Genomic DNA, 16,377 nt, shown 5'->3' with positions numbered 1-16,377 from the left:
ACTCATGGATACCAAGGCCCACGGACCCCATTCTTCCCCTACGCTGGATCGCATCGACGAAGCGATCATCGACGTACTCAGGCATCAGGGGCGTATTACCTACGAAAAGCTCTCGTCGCTGGTGCACCTCACCCCCAGGCCCTGCCTGGAACGGGTGCGCAAGCTGGAACGACGCGGGGTGATCCGTGGGTATGGGGCGATCATCGATGTGCAGATGGTCTCACCGGGGCTGTCACTGCTGGTGCTGGTGGCCTTGTCCAACCAAAGCGGGCGCTCGGCGCAAAAGGCCTTCGAAGCCTGCGTGAAAGCCTGCCCGCAGGTATTCGAATGCCAGTTGATCAGCGGGCCGTTCGACTACAGCCTGCGCATGCGCTGCCGGGATATGGAACATTACCGGGTGCTGACCGAGACCTGGTTGAACAATGATGAGTTGCACATTGATAAGCTGGTGGCGCATCCGGAGTTGGCGGTGGTCAAGAACACCGCGACCGAACTGGCCTGAACCAGCTGGCTCGTTCCCACGCTCTGCGTGGGAATGCATCCAATGACGCTCCGCGTCACAACTTCAAGAGCAGACGCGGAGCGTCCAGGGTGGCATTCCCACGCAGAGCGTGGGAACGATCAACCGACCTGGCCTGATCCAGCTAGCTCGTTCCCACGCTCTGCGTGGGAATGCATCCAATGACGCTCCGCGTCACAAAACTTCAAGAGCAGACGCGGAGCGTCCAGGGTGGCATTCCCACGCAGAGCGTGGGAACGATCATTCACCCCTGCCCACTTAATATTCTTTTGCCTGGCTTGGCACCCACCAGCTTCGCCTGCCCATCTTTCTGCTTGCCCGTGCGGGCTTCACTGATCAGCCCCGGAATCAACTTGCCCTCCGGCAAATTCTTCCAGAAGCGGCTGGGCAAATGCCCTTCCATCACCTTGGGATTCAGCCGCGCCGGGTTGAAGATGTGGCTGTAGTAGGTCAGCCACATGGCGCTGTGGGGATCTTCAACATTCTGCGCCAGTTGCTGCCAGGCCTCGGGGCACTGGCGCTGATGAATCAATTGCTCGCCGTCGTAATAGACCCCGTCCAGGGGCGTGGCGATCATCCAGCGATGGCGGCCCATGCGCCCGATAAAATGCTCGCTGGCGCTCTTGAGAATGTCATGGGCCGGCTCATGCCAGGCCACGTACTCCGGCAGTTCCGGCCCTGCCTCGGCCGGCAGCGCGATGAAGCGCACAAACGCGTGCAAGTGGTGGGCCTCCCGGCTGACTTGCTTGATGCGCCGTTGCAACTCGCTGCCAAGCTTGTCCCCTGCCAGCATGGCCGTGCGATCACCGTGGCTGACCCGCCATAGCACTTCATACAACAGGCTCCAGCGCTGATCACCTTGATAACAGGCAGCGGACTCCAACAATTGCAACAGCGCCTTGGGGATGCGCGCCTGAAACGGCCCCATCCCTGGTGGGATAGGTTCATCGGTAGCGAACAGGTCCGCCGCCTGCACCTCGCCCCAGCTGACCTGGCTGGGGTCGACCTGATGGCTGAGCAACCAGCGGGCCTGTTCGCGCCAGGTGCTGAACAGGTTGTCGCACTCCAGGCTGATCATCCCCACAATCCCATCTGTTGCGGCTGCGGGCGGTCCCGCAATTGTTCGCGCAACAACACACTGGTGCTGTCGGCCTGTTGCGGGTGGTAGTCGCTGGTGATGAAAAACGGCTTGGCCTTGGCCAGCACGCAGCGCATGCGCGCCAGGTCTTCGAAGCGGATCTTGCGCTCACGGCGCAGGTCGACCAGGCGCTGGGTGGTGCGCAGGCCGATGCCGGGGATACGTGCGATCAGGGTCGGCTCGGCGCGGTTGAGGTCCAGGGGGAACACCTCGCGATGCTCCAGGGCCCACGCCAGCTTGGGGTCGATATCCAGTGCCAGGTCACCGGGGCCGGCGAACAGCTCATTGGCGCTGAAACCGTAGCTGCGCAGCAGGAAATCAGCCTGGTACAAGCGGTGCTCGCGCATCAAGGGCGGCGCGGCCAGGGGTACGCTTTTCGGGCTGTTGGGGATGGGGCTGAACGCCGAGTAATACACGCGGCGCAGCTTGAAATTACCGTACAACGCCTCGGCACCGTGCAGGATGGTGCTGTCGTCGGTGTCGTCGGCGCCGACGATCATCTGCGTGCTCTGCCCGGCCGGGGCGAAACGTGGCGCGCGGGGTTCGTTGAGCACCGTCTGTTCGCCGGTGTAGATGGTCTGCATGGCCTGCTTGATCGAGCCGATCTGCTTCTCGGGCGCCAGGGTCTGCAGGCTGGCGTCGGTGGGCAGTTCGATATTCACACTGAGGCGATCGGCATAACGGCCAGCCTCGGCGATCAGGGCCGGGTCGGCATCGGGGATGGTCTTGAGGTGGATATAACCGCGAAAGTCATGCTCTTCGCGCAGCAGTTTGGCGACCCGCACCAGTTGCTCCATGGTGTAGTCCGACGAACGGATGATGCCGGAGCTGAGGAACAGCCCGCTGACGCAATTGCGCTTGTAGAAATCCAGGGTCAGGGTGACCACCTCCTCCGGGCTGAAGCGCGCACGGGGCACGTCGCTGGAGCGGCGGTTGACGCAGTATTGGCAGTCGTAGAGGCAGAAGTTGGTGAGCAACACCTTGAGCAACGACACGCAACGGCCATCGGGCGTGTAGCTGTGGCAGATGCCCATGCCATTGGTGGAACCCAGCCCCGCCTTGCCCTCGGAACTGCGCTTGGGCGCGCCACTGCTGGCGCAGGACGCGTCGTACTTGGCGGCGTCGGCGAGGATGCTGAGTTTTTCGATCAACTGCATGGAGGGCTACCGATACTGGTTTTTTGTACAGTACCAATAGCCACACTTTGTCACAAGTGCCGTCTGTAGGAGCGAGCTTGCTCGCGAAGAAGGCGAGAGCGCCACGTTCATTCAGATGAGGCGCGTTATCGTTGACGTTCTTCGCGAGCAAGCTCGCTCCTACAGGGGATCGGTCAGCTGGCAGTAGCCAGGAGCAAGTCCTGCACCGAACGACCTTTGTCGCGGTTTCGATCGTGCTCATACAACGATGCCGCAATCTCATCCGCCCGAATCGGCAACACCGACAGCAAGGTATCGCTCAAGCCGTGGCTGGCCTGGCTGAAGCCCTGGATGTAGATGCCAGCCTTGCAGCGCTCGTCGGTGACGATGCGGTAGTCGCGGGCCACTTCAAAGTCGCCCATGTAGGCTTGCAGCGGCGCCAGCAGTTCACGGTGCATCTGGCGCTCGTAGCCGGTGGCCAGGATTACCGCGTCGTAATGGTTGAGGCTGGTTTCGCCGGTGGCGGTATTGCGCAGGGCCAGTTCGATGCCCAGCGGGCCGGCGGTGGCCTTCTCCACTATGGTCAGGGTGCGGAACGCCTGGCGGGCGATGCCGGAGACTTTCTGGCGGTAGAAAATCCCGTAGATGCGCTCGATCAGGTCCAGGTCCACCACCGAGTAGTTGGTGTTCTGGTACTCGGCGACCAAACGCTCACGCTCGGCACCGACTTGCTGGAACACCAGGTCAGTAAAGGCCGGCGAGAACACTTCGTTGACGAACGGGCTGTCGTCGGCCGGCTTGAGCGCCGAACCGCGCAGGATCATATCGACCTGCACCGACGGGAAGCTGTCATTGAGGTCGATAAAAGCTTCTGCCGCGCTCTGGCCGCCGCCGATCACGGCGATGCGCATCGGCTTGCCGTCTACGCACGGCTGGCTGGCCATGCGCTCCAGGTACTGGGAATGGTGGAACACCCGGCTGTCACCCTTGAGTGCCTTGAACGCCTCCGGAATACGCGGCGTGCCGCCGGCGCTGACCACCACCGAACGGGTGGTGCGCACATGCTGCTCGCCCTGGGCATCACGGGAGATCACGCGCAACGCCTCGACCTGCTGCTGATGCAGGATCGGCTCGATGGCCAGCACTTCCTCGCCGTAGTTGGCCTGGGCCTGGAACTGCCCCGCCACCCAGCGCAGGTAGTCGTTGTACTCCATGCGGCAGGGATAGAAGGTACCCAGGTTGATGAAGTCCACCAGGCGTTCGTGGGCCTTGAGGTAGTTGACGAAGGAGTACGGGCTGGTGGGGTTGCGCAGGGTCACCAGGTCCTTGAGGAAGGAAATCTGCAGTTCGCTCTGGGTCACCAGGGTATTGCCGTGCCAGCGGTAGTCGGCTTGTTTGTCGAGAAACAGCACGTCCAGCTTGCCCTGGGCCTTTTCACGCTCCTGCAGGGCGATGGCCAGCGCCAGGTTCGAAGGGCCGAAACCGATCCCGATCAGGTCATGAACCGCGGGCGAAGCAATTGCCTGTGTCATTCCAGTGTCCTCTGGATAAGCCCCATGGCGGTGGGGCGGGAATACCTTCATGGCCTGAACAACAGGCCGTGTGTTGATAGGAAACGAGGACAGTGAAATAAAATTTAACTAACAGCCGATCAGTGCGCTTCCCACTCGCGCATGCGCACCCGGCAGTGCTTCATCGCATTGACGATGTGTTTTTCCACCAGGCTGCGGGAAATGCACAGGCGTTCGGCGATTTGCACGTGGGACAGGCCTTCGAGTTTGCGCAACAGGAAACTGTCGCGACAGGCCGCCGGCAACTCGGCCAAGGCGCGCTCGAGCATCTCCAGGCGCTGGCCCTGGTGGTGGCTGGTGTGGGGGGAACAGGCGGCGAAGCGCTCTTCGCTGTCCAGCACCTCAAGAGGCTCGGACTGACGCAAGGCATTACGCCGATGGCCGTCGATCACCAGGTTCAGTGCCGTGCGGTAAAGAAACGCGCGAGGCTGCTCGATTGGCGTATCGCTTACGCGCTCCAGCACCCGCACATAGGCGTCATGCACCACATCTTCGGCCACCTGGCGGTTACCCAGCTTGGCGTTCAGGAAACACACCAGCTCGCGATAGTAGTTTTCCAACATGACTCCTGAGCACCTCCCGGTGGTGTTAATCCTGTAGGAGCGTGCTTGCTCGCGAAGAACCTGAGGGCACATCGTTTTATCTGGATGCACGCGTTATCGTTGACGTTTTCGCGAGCGAACTTGCTCCCAACAGACAGCCATCGATGATGGCAGTTTGAGTATGTGCAATTTATAGTAATTCTCATCTACTTTTAAAGAAGTCTTGCTCCCACGTATGGTTTTTTTCGCCGACGCAGCTGTTACTGCGTATGTAAACGCCTAAATATTCGCGCAATTTTCTCGTATAACAGTCAGCTCTTCGCCACTCGGCCCCCTTTCCCTGGCTGGAACCAAAGCATGAAACGCCCTCGCCCCGCCCGCCTCGCCCTCCTTGCTGTGGTTTGCCTGATCCCCCTCCTTGCAGTGGCAGCCTGGCAGCTGTTGCCGCCAGGTCGAGATAGCTTGCCCACGGTCACTGTCGTGCGCGGCGACATTGAGAACAGTGTCACCGCCCTGGGCACCCTGCAACCGCGACGCTACGTAGACGTCGGCGCCCAGGCCTCCGGACAGATCCGCAAGATCCATGTCGAGGCCGGTGACCAGGTCACGCAAGGCCAGCTACTGGTAGAGATCGACCCTGCCACGCAGCAGGCCAAACTCGACGCCAGCCGCTACGCCATCGAAAACCTCGAGGCCCAGTTGCAGGAGCAAAAAGCCCAGCACGAGCTGGCGCGCCAGAAGTATCAGCGCCAGCAGCGCCTGAGCGCCGGGAATGCCACCCGCGAAGAAGATGTGCAAACCGCCAAGGCCGAACTGAGTGCGACCCAGGCGCGGGTGGACATGTTCAAGGCCCAGATCCGCCAGGCCCAGGCCAGCCTGCGCAGTGACGAGGCCGAACTGGGCTATACGCGGATTTACGCGCCGATGAGCGGCACCGTAGTGGCGGTAGATGCGCGAGTCGGCCAGACGCTCAACGCCCAGCAACAGACGCCGTTGATCCTGCGCATCGCCAAACTGTCGCCGATGACCGTATGGGCCGAAGTGTCCGAAGCCGATATCGGCCACGTCAAACCGGGCATGAGCGCCTATTTCACCACCCTCGCCGGCGGCACCCGGCGCTGGACCAGCACCGTGCGCCAGATCCTGCCGATCCCGCCCAAGCCCCTGAACGAAACCAGCCAAGGCAGTGGCAGCCCCAGTAGTACCAGCAAAACCGGCAGTGGCCGGGTAGTGCTATACACCGTACTGCTGGATGTGGACAACGCTGACAATGCGTTAATGGCCGAAATGACCACCCAGGTGTTTTTCGTCGCCAGCCAGGCCAGGGACGCTCTCACCATCCCGGTCGCAGCGCTGCTCGGCAGCCAAGGCACCGACAAGCAGATCGCGCGGGTCGTGACCAAAAACGGCGCCATCAAGGAGCGAGAAGTACAGCTGGGTATCAGTGACCGCCTGCGGGTTGAAGTGTTGGATGGCCTGGACGAAGGCGATCACCTGTTGATCGGCCCAGCCAGCGGCAGCGGGGGTTGATGTGACCACGCCACTGATCGAACTCAAGAACATCCGCAAATCCTACGGCGGCGGCGACAGCCCGCAGGTCGACGTATTGCGTGGGATCGACCTGTCGATCCATGCAGGAGAGTTCGTTGCCATCGTCGGCGCCTCCGGCTCCGGCAAATCCACACTGATGAACATCCTCGGCTGCCTCGACCGCCCCACCGTGGGCGACTACCTGTTCGCAGGGGAAAACGTCGCGCACCTGGACAGCGACGCACTGGCCTGGCTGCGCCGCGAAGCCTTTGGTTTCGTGTTCCAGGGCTACCACCTGATCCCGTCCGGCTCGGCCCAGGAAAACGTTGAGATGCCGGCGATCTATGCGGGTATCAGCGCTGCCGAACGCCATGCCCGTGCCAAGGCTCTGCTGACCCGCCTGGGCCTGGCCGATCGCACCAACAACCGCCCGCACCAGCTCTCCGGTGGTCAGCAACAGCGCGTCTCGATTGCCCGGGCGTTGATGAACGGCGGGCATATAATCCTTGCCGACGAACCCACCGGGGCCCTCGACAGCCACAGCGGTGCCGAGGTGATGGTGCTGCTGGATGAATTGGCGAGCCAGGGCCATGTGGTTATCCTCATTACCCACGACCGCGAAGTCGCGGCGCATGCCAACCGCATCATTGAGATCAGCGACGGCCGGATCATCAGCGATTCGGCGTTGAGTACCACCCACGTGCCCGTCCCGGCCGGCAGCGACGCATTGCAAGCCGTGGATCTGCGCCAGCGCCTGGCCGACGGTGCCGAACACAATGGTGCCTGGAAAGCCGAGCTGCTGGACGCGGTGCAGGCAGCCTGGCGGGTCATGTGGATCAACCGCTTCCGCACCGCGCTGACGCTGCTGGGGATCATCATCGGCGTGGCGTCGGTGGTAGTGATGCTGGCGGTGGGCGAAGGCAGCAAGCGTCAGGTCATGGCGCAGATGGCGGCCTTCGGCTCCAACATCATCTATCTGAGCGGCTTTTCGCCTAACCCGCGCACACCGGCAGGTATCGTGACCCTCAATGATGTGGCGGCATTGGCTACATTGCCCCAGGTCAAGCGCATCATGCCGGTGAACGGCACCTACGCCGGCGTGCGCTTCGGCAACGTCGACTACATGGCCTATGTGGGCGGCAACGACACCAACTTCCCGGACATCTTCAACTGGCCAGTGGCCCAAGGTAGCTACTTTACCGAAGCCGACGAACGCGCCGGGGCCACGGTGGCGGTGATCGGCCATCGCGTGCGCGAAAAACTGTTCAAAGGCCAGCTAGACCCCATCGGCCAATACATCCTGATCGAAAACGTGCCCTTCCAAGTGATTGGCGTGTTGGCGGAAAAAGGCTCCAGCTCCGGGATGCAAGACAGCGACGACCGTGTCGCCATTCCCTATACCGCCGCCAGCGTGCGCCTGTTCGGCACCTATAATCCCGAATACGTTGTCATTGCCGCCGCCGATGCACGCAAGGTGCAAGAGGCCGAGCAAGCCATCAGTCAGCTTATGCAAAAGCTGCACGGCGGCAAACGCGACTTCCACCTGACCAACGACGCAGCGATGATCCAGGCCGAAGCACGGACCCAGAACACCCTGTCGCTGATGCTCGGCTCGATTGCAGCGATTTCCCTGCTGGTGGGCGGCATCGGCGTGATGAACATCATGTTGATGACCGTGCGCGAACGCACCCGTGAAATCGGCATCCGCATGGCCACCGGGGCGCGCCAGCGCGACATCCTGCGCCAGTTTCTCACCGAGGCGGTGATGCTCTCGGTGGTCGGCGGCCTGTTCGGTATTGCCCTGGCATTGCTGGTAGGCGGCGTGCTGGTGCTGGCTGAAGTGGCGGTACAGTTTTCCCTGGTGGCGGTGCTCGGCGCGTTTGGCTGTGCGCTGGTCACCGGCGTCGTATTCGGCTTCATGCCGGCCCGTAAAGCTGCCCGGCTTGATCCGGTTAAGGCGTTGACCAGTGAATAAACGATCTCTCACTCCACAACTGTCAGCGCTCAGTGTGTGCCTGTTGCTCACGGCCTGCGGCACTAACCCGCCCGCCATCGACAACGGCCTTGCTGCGCCCGCCGCCTGGCATTTTGCCGAACGCGAAGCGACCCAAGCCATCAACCAACGTTGGTGGACGCAGTTTGGCAGCCCGGCGCTGAACCGCCTGATCGACCAGGCCCGCCGTGACAGCTTCGACGTGGCGGCGGCCATGGCGCGTGTCCGCCAGGCCCAGGCCACGGCGGTAATTGCCGGTGCACCATTGTTGCCGGAACTGAAGTTCAACCTCAGCGCCAGCCGTCAACGGCTGTTGCGCGGCAGCGGCAACTCGGAGCTGGACGCCACCGAGAGCAACAGGACTGTCAACAACTATGACGCCAACCTCACGGCCAGCTACGAAATCGACTTCTGGGGTGGCCGCGCCGCTGCCCGCGACAGCGCCGTGCACAGCTTGCACGCCAGTGAGTTCGATCAGGCCAACGTGGAGCTGACCCTGCTCAGCAACGTCGCCGACCGCTACGCGCAAACCCTGGCCGCACGCCAGCGCCTGCAGATTGCCGAGCTCAACCTGGCGAATGCGCGCAATGTGCTGAACCTGGTGCAGACCCGCCACGACGCAGGTTCCGCCACGGCCCTGGAACTGGCACAACAGAAAAGCCTGGTGGCCGGTCAGCAACGGCAACTGCCGCTGATCGAGCAATCGGCCGAAGAATCGCAGATCACCCTCGCCGCCTTGCTCGGCCAGCCCGTGCAGGCCCTGGAGCTAGGCACAGAACCCTTTCAGGCATTGACCTGGCCAAGTATCGGGCCTGGCGTGCCCAGCCAGTTATTGAGCCGGCGCCCCGACCTCGCCCAGGCCGAGGCCCAGTTGGCGGCGGCCAGCGCCGATGTCACGGTGGCCCGTGCGGCCATGCTGCCGACGGTGACATTGGGCGCAACGCTCGGCTCAGGCGCGTCCAAGGCTGAAGAGATCCTGCGCAGCCCCTTCTACACCCTGACTTCGGGCCTGATGGCGCCGATTTTCAATAATGGCCGGCTGAGCGCCGAGCGCGACAAGGCTCGGGCACGCCAGGATGAACTGCTGCAAACCTACCGTGGGGCGATCATCAACGGCTTTGCCGATGTGGAAAAAGCCCTCAGCAGCATCACCCGCCTGGACCAGCAACGCCAGTGGCAAACCGAAGAGCTGCAACAGGCGCAGGCCGCCTTCCAGATTGCCCAAAGCCGCTATGAAGCTGGCGCCGAAGACCTGCTCACGGTACTGCAAACCCAGCGCACCCTGTACGACGCCCAAGACCAGAACGTGCTACTGCGCCTGTCGCGCCTGCAAGCCAGCATCGCCCTGTACAAGGCATTGGGCGGTGGCTGGAACACCGATATCTGATAAACGAAACTCATATTTCATACACGAGTTGTTTCTTCACCTTACATTTTCCACCCCAAGGTCCTTGGTAAAAAAGCCGTTATCACACGGATGCCCAGGACCTCATGATGAAACCCAGCGCTTTTGTAAACGGCCTGGCCTGCATCGGCTTTTGGCTGATACCAAACCTGGCGTTGGCCGAGCCCTTGATCGCCCCCACCGCGATCGACTGGTTGCTGGACTGCCCACTCACTGCAACAGCGCGCCTGGACCCCGAAGTGGTTGGCCGCACCCAATGCGGCCTGGTCAGCGTGCCCCGCGACCATGCCGCCCCCCAGCGCGGCCGCATTCGCCTGAGCGTGACACGGGTAGGCGCACGGCAGCCGCTCAACCGTGAAGGCGTGGTGTTCATCCAGGCCGGCGACCCCCAGCGGGTCAAAGGCGCACCTTTCGTCCTTCACTTGGCCAGCCGCTGGGAGTCGCTTGCCACCACCGCCTATCGCACCCTGGTCGACCGCTACGACGTGATCGAGTTGAGCACCCGCGACCTGCGCCAGGGCAATGCCGTGGAACAGGCCGCCCGGGACATGGAGTACGTGCGCGGGCAATTGGGCGAGGCGCGCCTCAACTACCTGGGCAACGCCGCTGCCACGCGCCTGGGCAACCGCTATGGCACGCTGTTTCCCGAGCGCGTCGGGCGCATGGTGCTGATCAATACCGAGCCTGGCGAAGCGCTCGCCGCCGGTGTCGAGCAGCTCTTGCTCAAGGAGTCGGCACACGCAGGCGCTGACGGCTGTGTGAGCCGCTGGCTAGGGGATTTTCTCGCTTATGGCAAACAGCCGCCGGCGACCGCACGCTGCCTGGATTTGGGCGCCTGGGAATAACCTGCGCATTTACGACCCCTATTCACCGAAAACGACCCCTTGCGTTGACGCACCTGCCCAATCGTTATTAAGTGCTATTTATCCGCATTAATACGATAAATCACCGCCATGCTGAGTCGTCCGTTACGCCGCAAACGCCAGAAGCTGTCCGATGTGATTGTCGAGTCGGTCAAGCGCTCGATCGTCACCGACGCCTTGAAGCCCGGCGATCGCCTGCCCACCGAACGCGAGCTGATGGAAAGCTTCCAGTGTTCCAAGGGTTCGGCACGCGAAGCGCTCAAGGCGTTGGAAGTGGAGGGCCTGGTGAGCACGCGCACCGGCCCCAGTGGCGGGGCGTACTTGAACCAGGCCGGCACCGAGCCGGCCAGCCGCGCCTTGCGCAATTACCTGCACTTCCAGCACCTGGACGGCGAGCAGGTCTACCAACTGCGCAAGGTCATCGAAGTGGAGCTGGCGGTGTCGGTGCTGGGGCGTTTGAGCGAAGACGACTACCTGGCCCTGCAAGCCAACGTGGATTTTTGCAGCGCCCCCGAAGACAGCGAAGCCGGCCAGCGCGAACAACGCCTGGCGGAACTGGAGTTCCACAACCTGCTGGCCCGGGCCTGCCCCAACCCGCTGCTGAGTTTCATGGCGCAGTTCCTCAATGACTTGCTGCGCGACCTGGTGGTGCTGAAAAAGGCCTACAAGCCCAAGCGCAAGCAGTTCGATGCGGCCAACCTCGACTATCACAAGCAACTGCTGATCGCCTTTCGCGCCAGGGATGAAAGCGCGGTGCGCAGCTTGATGCATGAACACATGTGCGATGCCGAACACCACATGACCGCGCTGGAAGGCCAGGTGAGCCCGCACTTCCTCTTGGAGTTCGACCACTCTTAAACACACCAACCATTCAATGTGGGAACCCGTTCAATGTGGGAGCTGGCTTGCCTGCGATGCGGGCGCCTCGGTGTTACAGAGGGACCGAGTAGATGCCATCGCAGGCAAGCCAGCTCCCACATTTGACCCCGTTCCCCCGCGAAATCGAGTTATCCAATAACAAGCCTGCCCACAGGCCCTTGCTCCACCGTATCGCCCTTGCCGCTCCTGCCAATAACTAAACCAGGGAGTCACCCCATGCAGCGTCGTACGTTATTGAAAGCCAGCCTCACCGCCGCCGCCGCCCTCAGCCTTCCGCTGAGCGTGCGTTCGGCATTCGCCGCCGAGCCCTTTACCTTTTACGGCCTCAAGTCCATGTCTGGCGCCTTTGCCAGCTATGGCAAATTTGCCGACATGGGTTCACGCCTGGCGGTGCAACAACACCCCGACTTGCTCGGCCGCCCGCTGAACTACAAGGTCATCGATACCGAAGGCAACGCCGGCAAGGCGGTGCGCAAGGTGCAAGAGGCCATCGCGCAGGACGGCGCACGGTTCTTCCAGGGCTGCACGCTGTCGTCTTCCGCCCTGGCGGTAGCCAAGGAAGTGGACAAGGTCGGCGGCGTGTTCATGACCCCGGTGGGCGCCGATGAAGTCACAGGCAAGGACTGCAACAAGGCGACCTTCCGCTGGTCAGTGCCCACCTACGGTGCGATCCGCGAAACCATGGTGCCGCTGATCAAGTTGCTGCCGGACGCCAAGCGCTGGTACACCATCACCCCGCAATACGTGTTCGGCGAAGCCTTGCTCGAAGGGGCCAAAAACGTGCTCAAGGAACATAGCCTGGAACACGTGGGCAACAGCTACCACTCACTGCAGGAACAGGAGTTTTCCGGTTACCTGACCAACGCCATTTCCACCAAGCCCGATGTGCTGGTGCTGCTCAACTTTGGCAGCCAATCGTCCAACACCCTGCGCCAAGCCGTGAACTTCGGCATCAAGGAGCGCATGAAGGTATTGCTGGTGTGGTCTGCCGGCCTGGATCAGTTCCAGGAACTGGGCAGCGATGTGCTCGAAGGTGTGTACCTGGGCGCGCAGTACTGGCACCAGGTCGACACCCCGCTCAACCGTGAGCTGGTCAAGCTGACCCAGGCCACCTACGGCATCAACCCCACCTACCCGCTGGCCGCCGACTACATCAGCACCAAAGTCATGCTCGACACCATCATCGCCACCGGCAGTTTCGACGGTCCGACCGTAGCCAAGGCCCTGCAAGGCTTGAGCTACGAAGGCCCGACCGGCAAAGAGTCGATCCGCGCCGGCGACCACCAGGTGATCAAGGATTACTACCTGCTGATCGGCAAGGCCAGCGGCGACATGGCCGACAAGGACGACCTGGCCAAAGTGCTCAGCGCTGGCCAGTCGTTCCCCGCAGTCGAGGCGACGGGCTGCACACTCGGCTGACCGCTTAACTTTTGTCGCGCAGGGCCGCGCAAGCGGCCACCTGCGGAGGGTGCCTGCATGCTTAATCTGTACCTGTTCCAGATCCTCAACGGCCTTGGGTTGGGGATGATCTACTTCCTGATCGCGGTGGGGCTGACGATCATTTTCGGCCTGCTCAACTTCGTCAACTTCGCCCACGGCGCGTTCTTCCTGCTCGGCGCCTACATCTGCTACACCGCGGTAAGCCTCACCGGCAGCTTCTGGCTGGCGTTGCTGATCGCGCCGTTGGTGGTGGCTGCGTTGGCCTGGGTAATTGAGCGCTTGTTGATCCAGCGTATCTACCACTTGCCGCACATGTTCCAGATTCTGGTGACCTTGGGGATCGCTCTGATCATCCAGGAAGCCAGCGTGATGATCTGGGGCCCGGTGGGCAAAAGCGTCGCCGTGCCGGAACTGTTGCGCGGCGTGCTGGTGGTGGGTGATTTTGTCTATCCCTACTACCGCCTGTTCCTCATCGTGTTTTCCGGGCTGGTGGGCCTGGGCCTGTGGCTGCTGCTGGAGCGCACGCGCTTCGGTGCCCTGGTGCGCGCCGGCAGTGAAAGCACCGAAACCGTGTCGCTACTGGGCACCAATATTTTCCGCCTGTTCTCCATGACCTTCGCCCTCGGCGTCGCCCTGGCCGGTGTCGCCGGGGTGTTGTTCGCGCCCTTGCGCGGCGCCCAGCCCTTCGTCGGCCCGGAGATTCTCGGCATCGCCTTCGTGGTGGTGGTGATCGGCGGCATGGGCTCGTTCAGCGGTGCGCTGGTCGGCGGTTTGCTGGTGGGCGTGGTGCAAAGCCTGATGACCACACTCTGGCCCCAGGGTGCGAGCCTGATGATCTACGGCGCCATGGCCGTGGTGATCCTGGTACGCCCTTACGGCCTGTTCGGGAGAGCCTGACATGAGCGAGAAAAACCCCCTGCCGTTTGCCAAGACCCAATCCAGAGCCATGTTGCTGTGGGTGCTGGCCGTGCTGATCGGCCTGCCGCTGGTGTTGCCCTCGGCGACCCTGGCCACCGAGATACTGATCTTTGCCATGGCCGCCCTGGCCTGCAACCTGCTGCTGGGCTATACCGGGCTGCTGTCCTTCGGCCAAGGCATCTTCTTTGGTGCCGGTGCTTATTGTGCGGCGCTGTTGATGATCCACCTGCAACTGGGCCTGTTCATGGCGTTGCTGGGCGCGGCGCTGGCCGGTGGCGCGCTGGCTTTGCTGGTGGGTGCCCTGGCGATTCGGCGAACGGGCATTTACTTCGTGATGCTCACGTTGGCGTTCAGCCAGATGGCCTACTTCGTCGCCTACACCCTGAGCGACTGGACCGGCGGCGACAACGGCCTGCTCAGCGTGCCACGCCCGGAAATTCGTGTGGGTGACACCGTGCTGCTGTCCCTGGCCGATGCCCGCGCCTTCTACGGTTTTGTCGCGGTGCTGTTCCTGCTGATTTTCATCGGCGCACGCCGGGTGATCGCCTCGCCGTTCGGCAGCACGCTGATGGCGATACGCGAAAATGAAACCCGCGCCTCGGCCATCGGCTACGACACGCGTCACTTCAAGATCCTGGTGTTCGTGCTGTCCGGCGCGGTCACCGGGATTGCCGGGGCGCTGTACGCCATGCTGTTGCACTTTGTGCCGCTGTCGAATATCGACCTGGCGATGTCCGAGAACATCCTGATCATGACCATCGTCGGCGGCACCGGCTCGCTGTTCGGCTCACTGCTGGGCGCCGGTTCCATCGTGCTGCTGGGTGACTTTCTCTCCGATCTGTGGCCGCGCTGGCTGATGCTGCTGGGGGTGATCCTGATCCTGGTGGTGATCTTCATGCGCGGCGGTTTGTGGGGCGGCTTGGCGTCGCTGTTCGAAAAGCTGCGCGGCACGCGCAAACCCGCAGTCGTCGCCAAGGAGGACGGGCTATGAGTATCTTGCTGGAAACCCAGAACCTGGAGCTGGCCTACGGCGCGTTCCATGCGGTCAATGGCGTCAACCTCAAGGTCGAAGCCGGCACCATCCACACCATCATCGGCCCCAATGGCGCCGGCAAGACTAGCCTGTTTCATTGCCTGACGGGCGAACGCCAGGCCACCGCCGGAGCGATCCATTTCGACGGCAAGAACCTGATGCGCAAGCCCGCCCACGGCCGCGTCGGCCTGGGCATGGCGCGTTCGTTCCAGCTCACCAGCCTGTTCCAGAACCTCAGCGTGCGCGAAAACCTGCGCCTGGCCGCCCAGGGCCGCGATGGCTCGCGTGCCTTGAACTTCTGGCGTCGGGTGGACAGCCAGCGCGAACACCTGGAGATGGCCGACCAGGTGCTGGAACGCCTGCAACTCACGGCCCGCGCCGACACCCTGGCCGGTGAGTTGTCCCACGGCCAGCAACGGGTACTGGAGGTGGGCATGTCGATCTGCTCCAAACCCAAACTGTTGATGCTCGACGAGCCCACCTCGGGCATGGGCATCGACGATATCCCGATCATGACCCAACTGATCAGCGACCTTGGCCGCGACCATACGGTGCTGTTGATCGAACACAACATGAGCATCGTCATGTCCATCAGCCAACGCATCACGGTGATGAGCCATGGGCAGATTCTGGTGGAAGGCACGCCGGAGTTCGTGCGCGCCGATGAACGTGTGCGTACTGCCTATCTTGGGGAGGCTGCCTGATGCTGATCGTTGAGAATATCCATTCCTACTACGACAAGAGCCATGTGCTGGAGGGCGTGTCGCTGAGCGTCAATCCTGGCGAACTGGTGACCCTGCTGGGCCGTAACGGTGCCGGCAAGACCACCACCCTGCGTAGCATCCTCGGCATCATCTGCCCGCGCCAGGGCCAGATCCACTTCAACGGCCAGGCGTTGGTGGGGCAGAAGATTTTCGAAATTGCGCGCCAGGGCTTGGCGCTGGTGCCGGAAAACCGCGGGATTTTCCGCCTGCTGACGGTGGAAGAAAACCTGCGCATCGCCGCCCGCAAACACAGCCGCTGGCAACTGGAAGACGTGTACGCCATGTTCCCGCGCCTCAAGGAGCGGCGCAAAAACGCCGGCCATGCGTTGTCCGGCGGCGAACAGCAGATGCTCGCCATCGCCCGCGCCCTGCTGAACGACCCCAAGCTGCTGATCCTCGACGAACCCACTGAAGGCCTGGCCCCGGTGATCGTTGACGAGCTGGTGAAGATCCTGCGCAAGGTCAAGGACGAGGGCCTGCCGGTGTTGCTGGTGGAACAGAACCTGATGGTCTGCGACAAGCTCGCCGACCGCCATTACGTGCTCGAACAGGGCCGCGTGGTGTACGAAGGCAGCGCCGCTGACTTCCGCGCCGACCCGACGATCAAAAACCGTTACCTGGCCTTGAGTGCCTGAGTGGAGATTC

Annotated in this window: 15 protein-coding genes; 11 read left to right on the top strand and 4 right to left on the bottom strand. The window is 62.4% G+C overall.

All coding sequences use genetic code 11. The features are described 5' to 3' along the window. The first annotated feature begins 4 nt into the window (after positions 1–4). Positions 5–502, top strand: a complete 498-nt coding sequence (locus BT199_RS03130) for an Lrp/AsnC family transcriptional regulator (protein WP_014719026.1) — start codon at positions 5–7, stop codon at positions 500–502. A gap of 262 nt (positions 503–764) precedes the next feature. Here BT199_RS03130 and BT199_RS03125 read toward each other — a convergent pair whose 3' ends face one another. The 4 genes from BT199_RS03125 to BT199_RS03110 all read right to left on the bottom strand — a co-directional run bounded on the left by BT199_RS03125 (position 765) and on the right by BT199_RS03110 (position 4,928). Next, entirely contained in the window at positions 765–1,598 is an 834-nt protein-coding gene (locus BT199_RS03125; RefSeq protein ID WP_058410694.1) for a TIGR03915 family putative DNA repair protein, read from the bottom strand. After that, positions 1,595–2,815 (bottom strand): putative DNA modification/repair radical SAM protein, encoded by a 1,221-nt coding sequence (locus BT199_RS03120; protein ID WP_014719028.1) that lies wholly within the window; start codon positions 2,813–2,815, stop codon positions 1,595–1,597. Before BT199_RS03120 ends, BT199_RS03125 begins: the two co-directional genes overlap by 4 nt. Positions 2,816–2,988: 173 nt before the next feature. Then, the gene (locus tag BT199_RS03115; RefSeq protein ID WP_072433852.1) at positions 2,989–4,326 is read right to left on the bottom strand and encodes a lysine N(6)-hydroxylase/L-ornithine N(5)-oxygenase family protein; all 1,338 of its coding nucleotides are present in this window, start codon (positions 4,324–4,326) and stop codon (positions 2,989–2,991) included. 119 nt (positions 4,327–4,445) lie between these two features. Further along, complete coding sequence (locus BT199_RS03110; protein ID WP_014719030.1) at positions 4,446–4,928, bottom strand: sigma-70 family RNA polymerase sigma factor; 483 nt, start codon at positions 4,926–4,928, stop codon at positions 4,446–4,448. Between the two features lie 336 nt (positions 4,929–5,264). On the opposite strand from BT199_RS03110, the gene BT199_RS03105 reads away from it, so the two are divergent. The 10 genes from BT199_RS03105 to BT199_RS03060 all read left to right on the top strand — a co-directional run bounded on the left by BT199_RS03105 (position 5,265) and on the right by BT199_RS03060 (position 16,367). Further along, positions 5,265–6,437, top strand: a complete 1,173-nt coding sequence (locus tag BT199_RS03105; protein ID WP_014719031.1) for an efflux RND transporter periplasmic adaptor subunit — start codon at positions 5,265–5,267, stop codon at positions 6,435–6,437. Between the two features lies 1 nt (position 6,438). Beyond that, positions 6,439–8,412: a MacB family efflux pump subunit gene (locus BT199_RS03100; RefSeq protein WP_072433851.1), complete on the top strand. Its 1,974-nt coding sequence runs from the start codon at positions 6,439–6,441 to the stop codon at positions 8,410–8,412. Further along, on the top strand, positions 8,405–9,817 hold the full coding sequence (locus tag BT199_RS03095; RefSeq protein WP_038450623.1) for an efflux transporter outer membrane subunit: 1,413 nt from the start codon (positions 8,405–8,407) through the stop codon (positions 9,815–9,817). Before BT199_RS03100 ends, BT199_RS03095 begins: the two co-directional genes overlap by 8 nt. A 107-nt stretch (positions 9,818–9,924) precedes the next feature. Further along, positions 9,925–10,680 (top strand): proteinase, encoded by a 756-nt coding sequence (locus BT199_RS03090; protein WP_032902363.1) that lies wholly within the window; start codon positions 9,925–9,927, stop codon positions 10,678–10,680. A gap of 108 nt (positions 10,681–10,788) precedes the next feature. Continuing rightward, a complete protein-coding gene (locus tag BT199_RS03085) occupies positions 10,789–11,556 on the top strand; it encodes a FadR/GntR family transcriptional regulator (RefSeq protein ID WP_060767049.1) in 768 nt (255 codons plus the stop codon). Between the two features lie 237 nt (positions 11,557–11,793). Beyond that, complete coding sequence (locus BT199_RS03080; RefSeq protein WP_038450627.1) at positions 11,794–12,996, top strand: ABC transporter substrate-binding protein; 1,203 nt, start codon at positions 11,794–11,796, stop codon at positions 12,994–12,996. Between the two features lie 57 nt (positions 12,997–13,053). Further along, the gene (locus BT199_RS03075; RefSeq protein ID WP_020301305.1) at positions 13,054–13,914 is read left to right on the top strand and encodes a branched-chain amino acid ABC transporter permease; all 861 of its coding nucleotides are present in this window, start codon (positions 13,054–13,056) and stop codon (positions 13,912–13,914) included. 1 nt (position 13,915) lies between these two features. Further along, positions 13,916–14,926, top strand: a complete 1,011-nt coding sequence (locus BT199_RS03070) for a branched-chain amino acid ABC transporter permease (protein WP_072433850.1) — start codon at positions 13,916–13,918, stop codon at positions 14,924–14,926. After that, a complete protein-coding gene (locus BT199_RS03065; RefSeq protein ID WP_014719039.1) occupies positions 14,923–15,672 on the top strand; it encodes an ABC transporter ATP-binding protein in 750 nt (249 codons plus the stop codon). The genes BT199_RS03070 and BT199_RS03065 overlap by 4 nt, the downstream gene beginning before the upstream one ends. Next, complete coding sequence (locus BT199_RS03060) at positions 15,672–16,367, top strand: ABC transporter ATP-binding protein (RefSeq protein WP_003192343.1); 696 nt, start codon at positions 15,672–15,674, stop codon at positions 16,365–16,367. Before BT199_RS03065 ends, BT199_RS03060 begins: the two co-directional genes overlap by 1 nt. Positions 16,368–16,377 lie beyond the last annotated feature (10 nt).

Source organism: Pseudomonas sp. NFR02 (genome assembly GCF_900119375.1).
Taxonomy (GTDB): Bacteria; Pseudomonadota; Gammaproteobacteria; order Pseudomonadales; family Pseudomonadaceae; genus Aquipseudomonas; species Aquipseudomonas paracarnis.
This window is presented reverse-complemented; position numbering and strand designations above follow the sequence as displayed.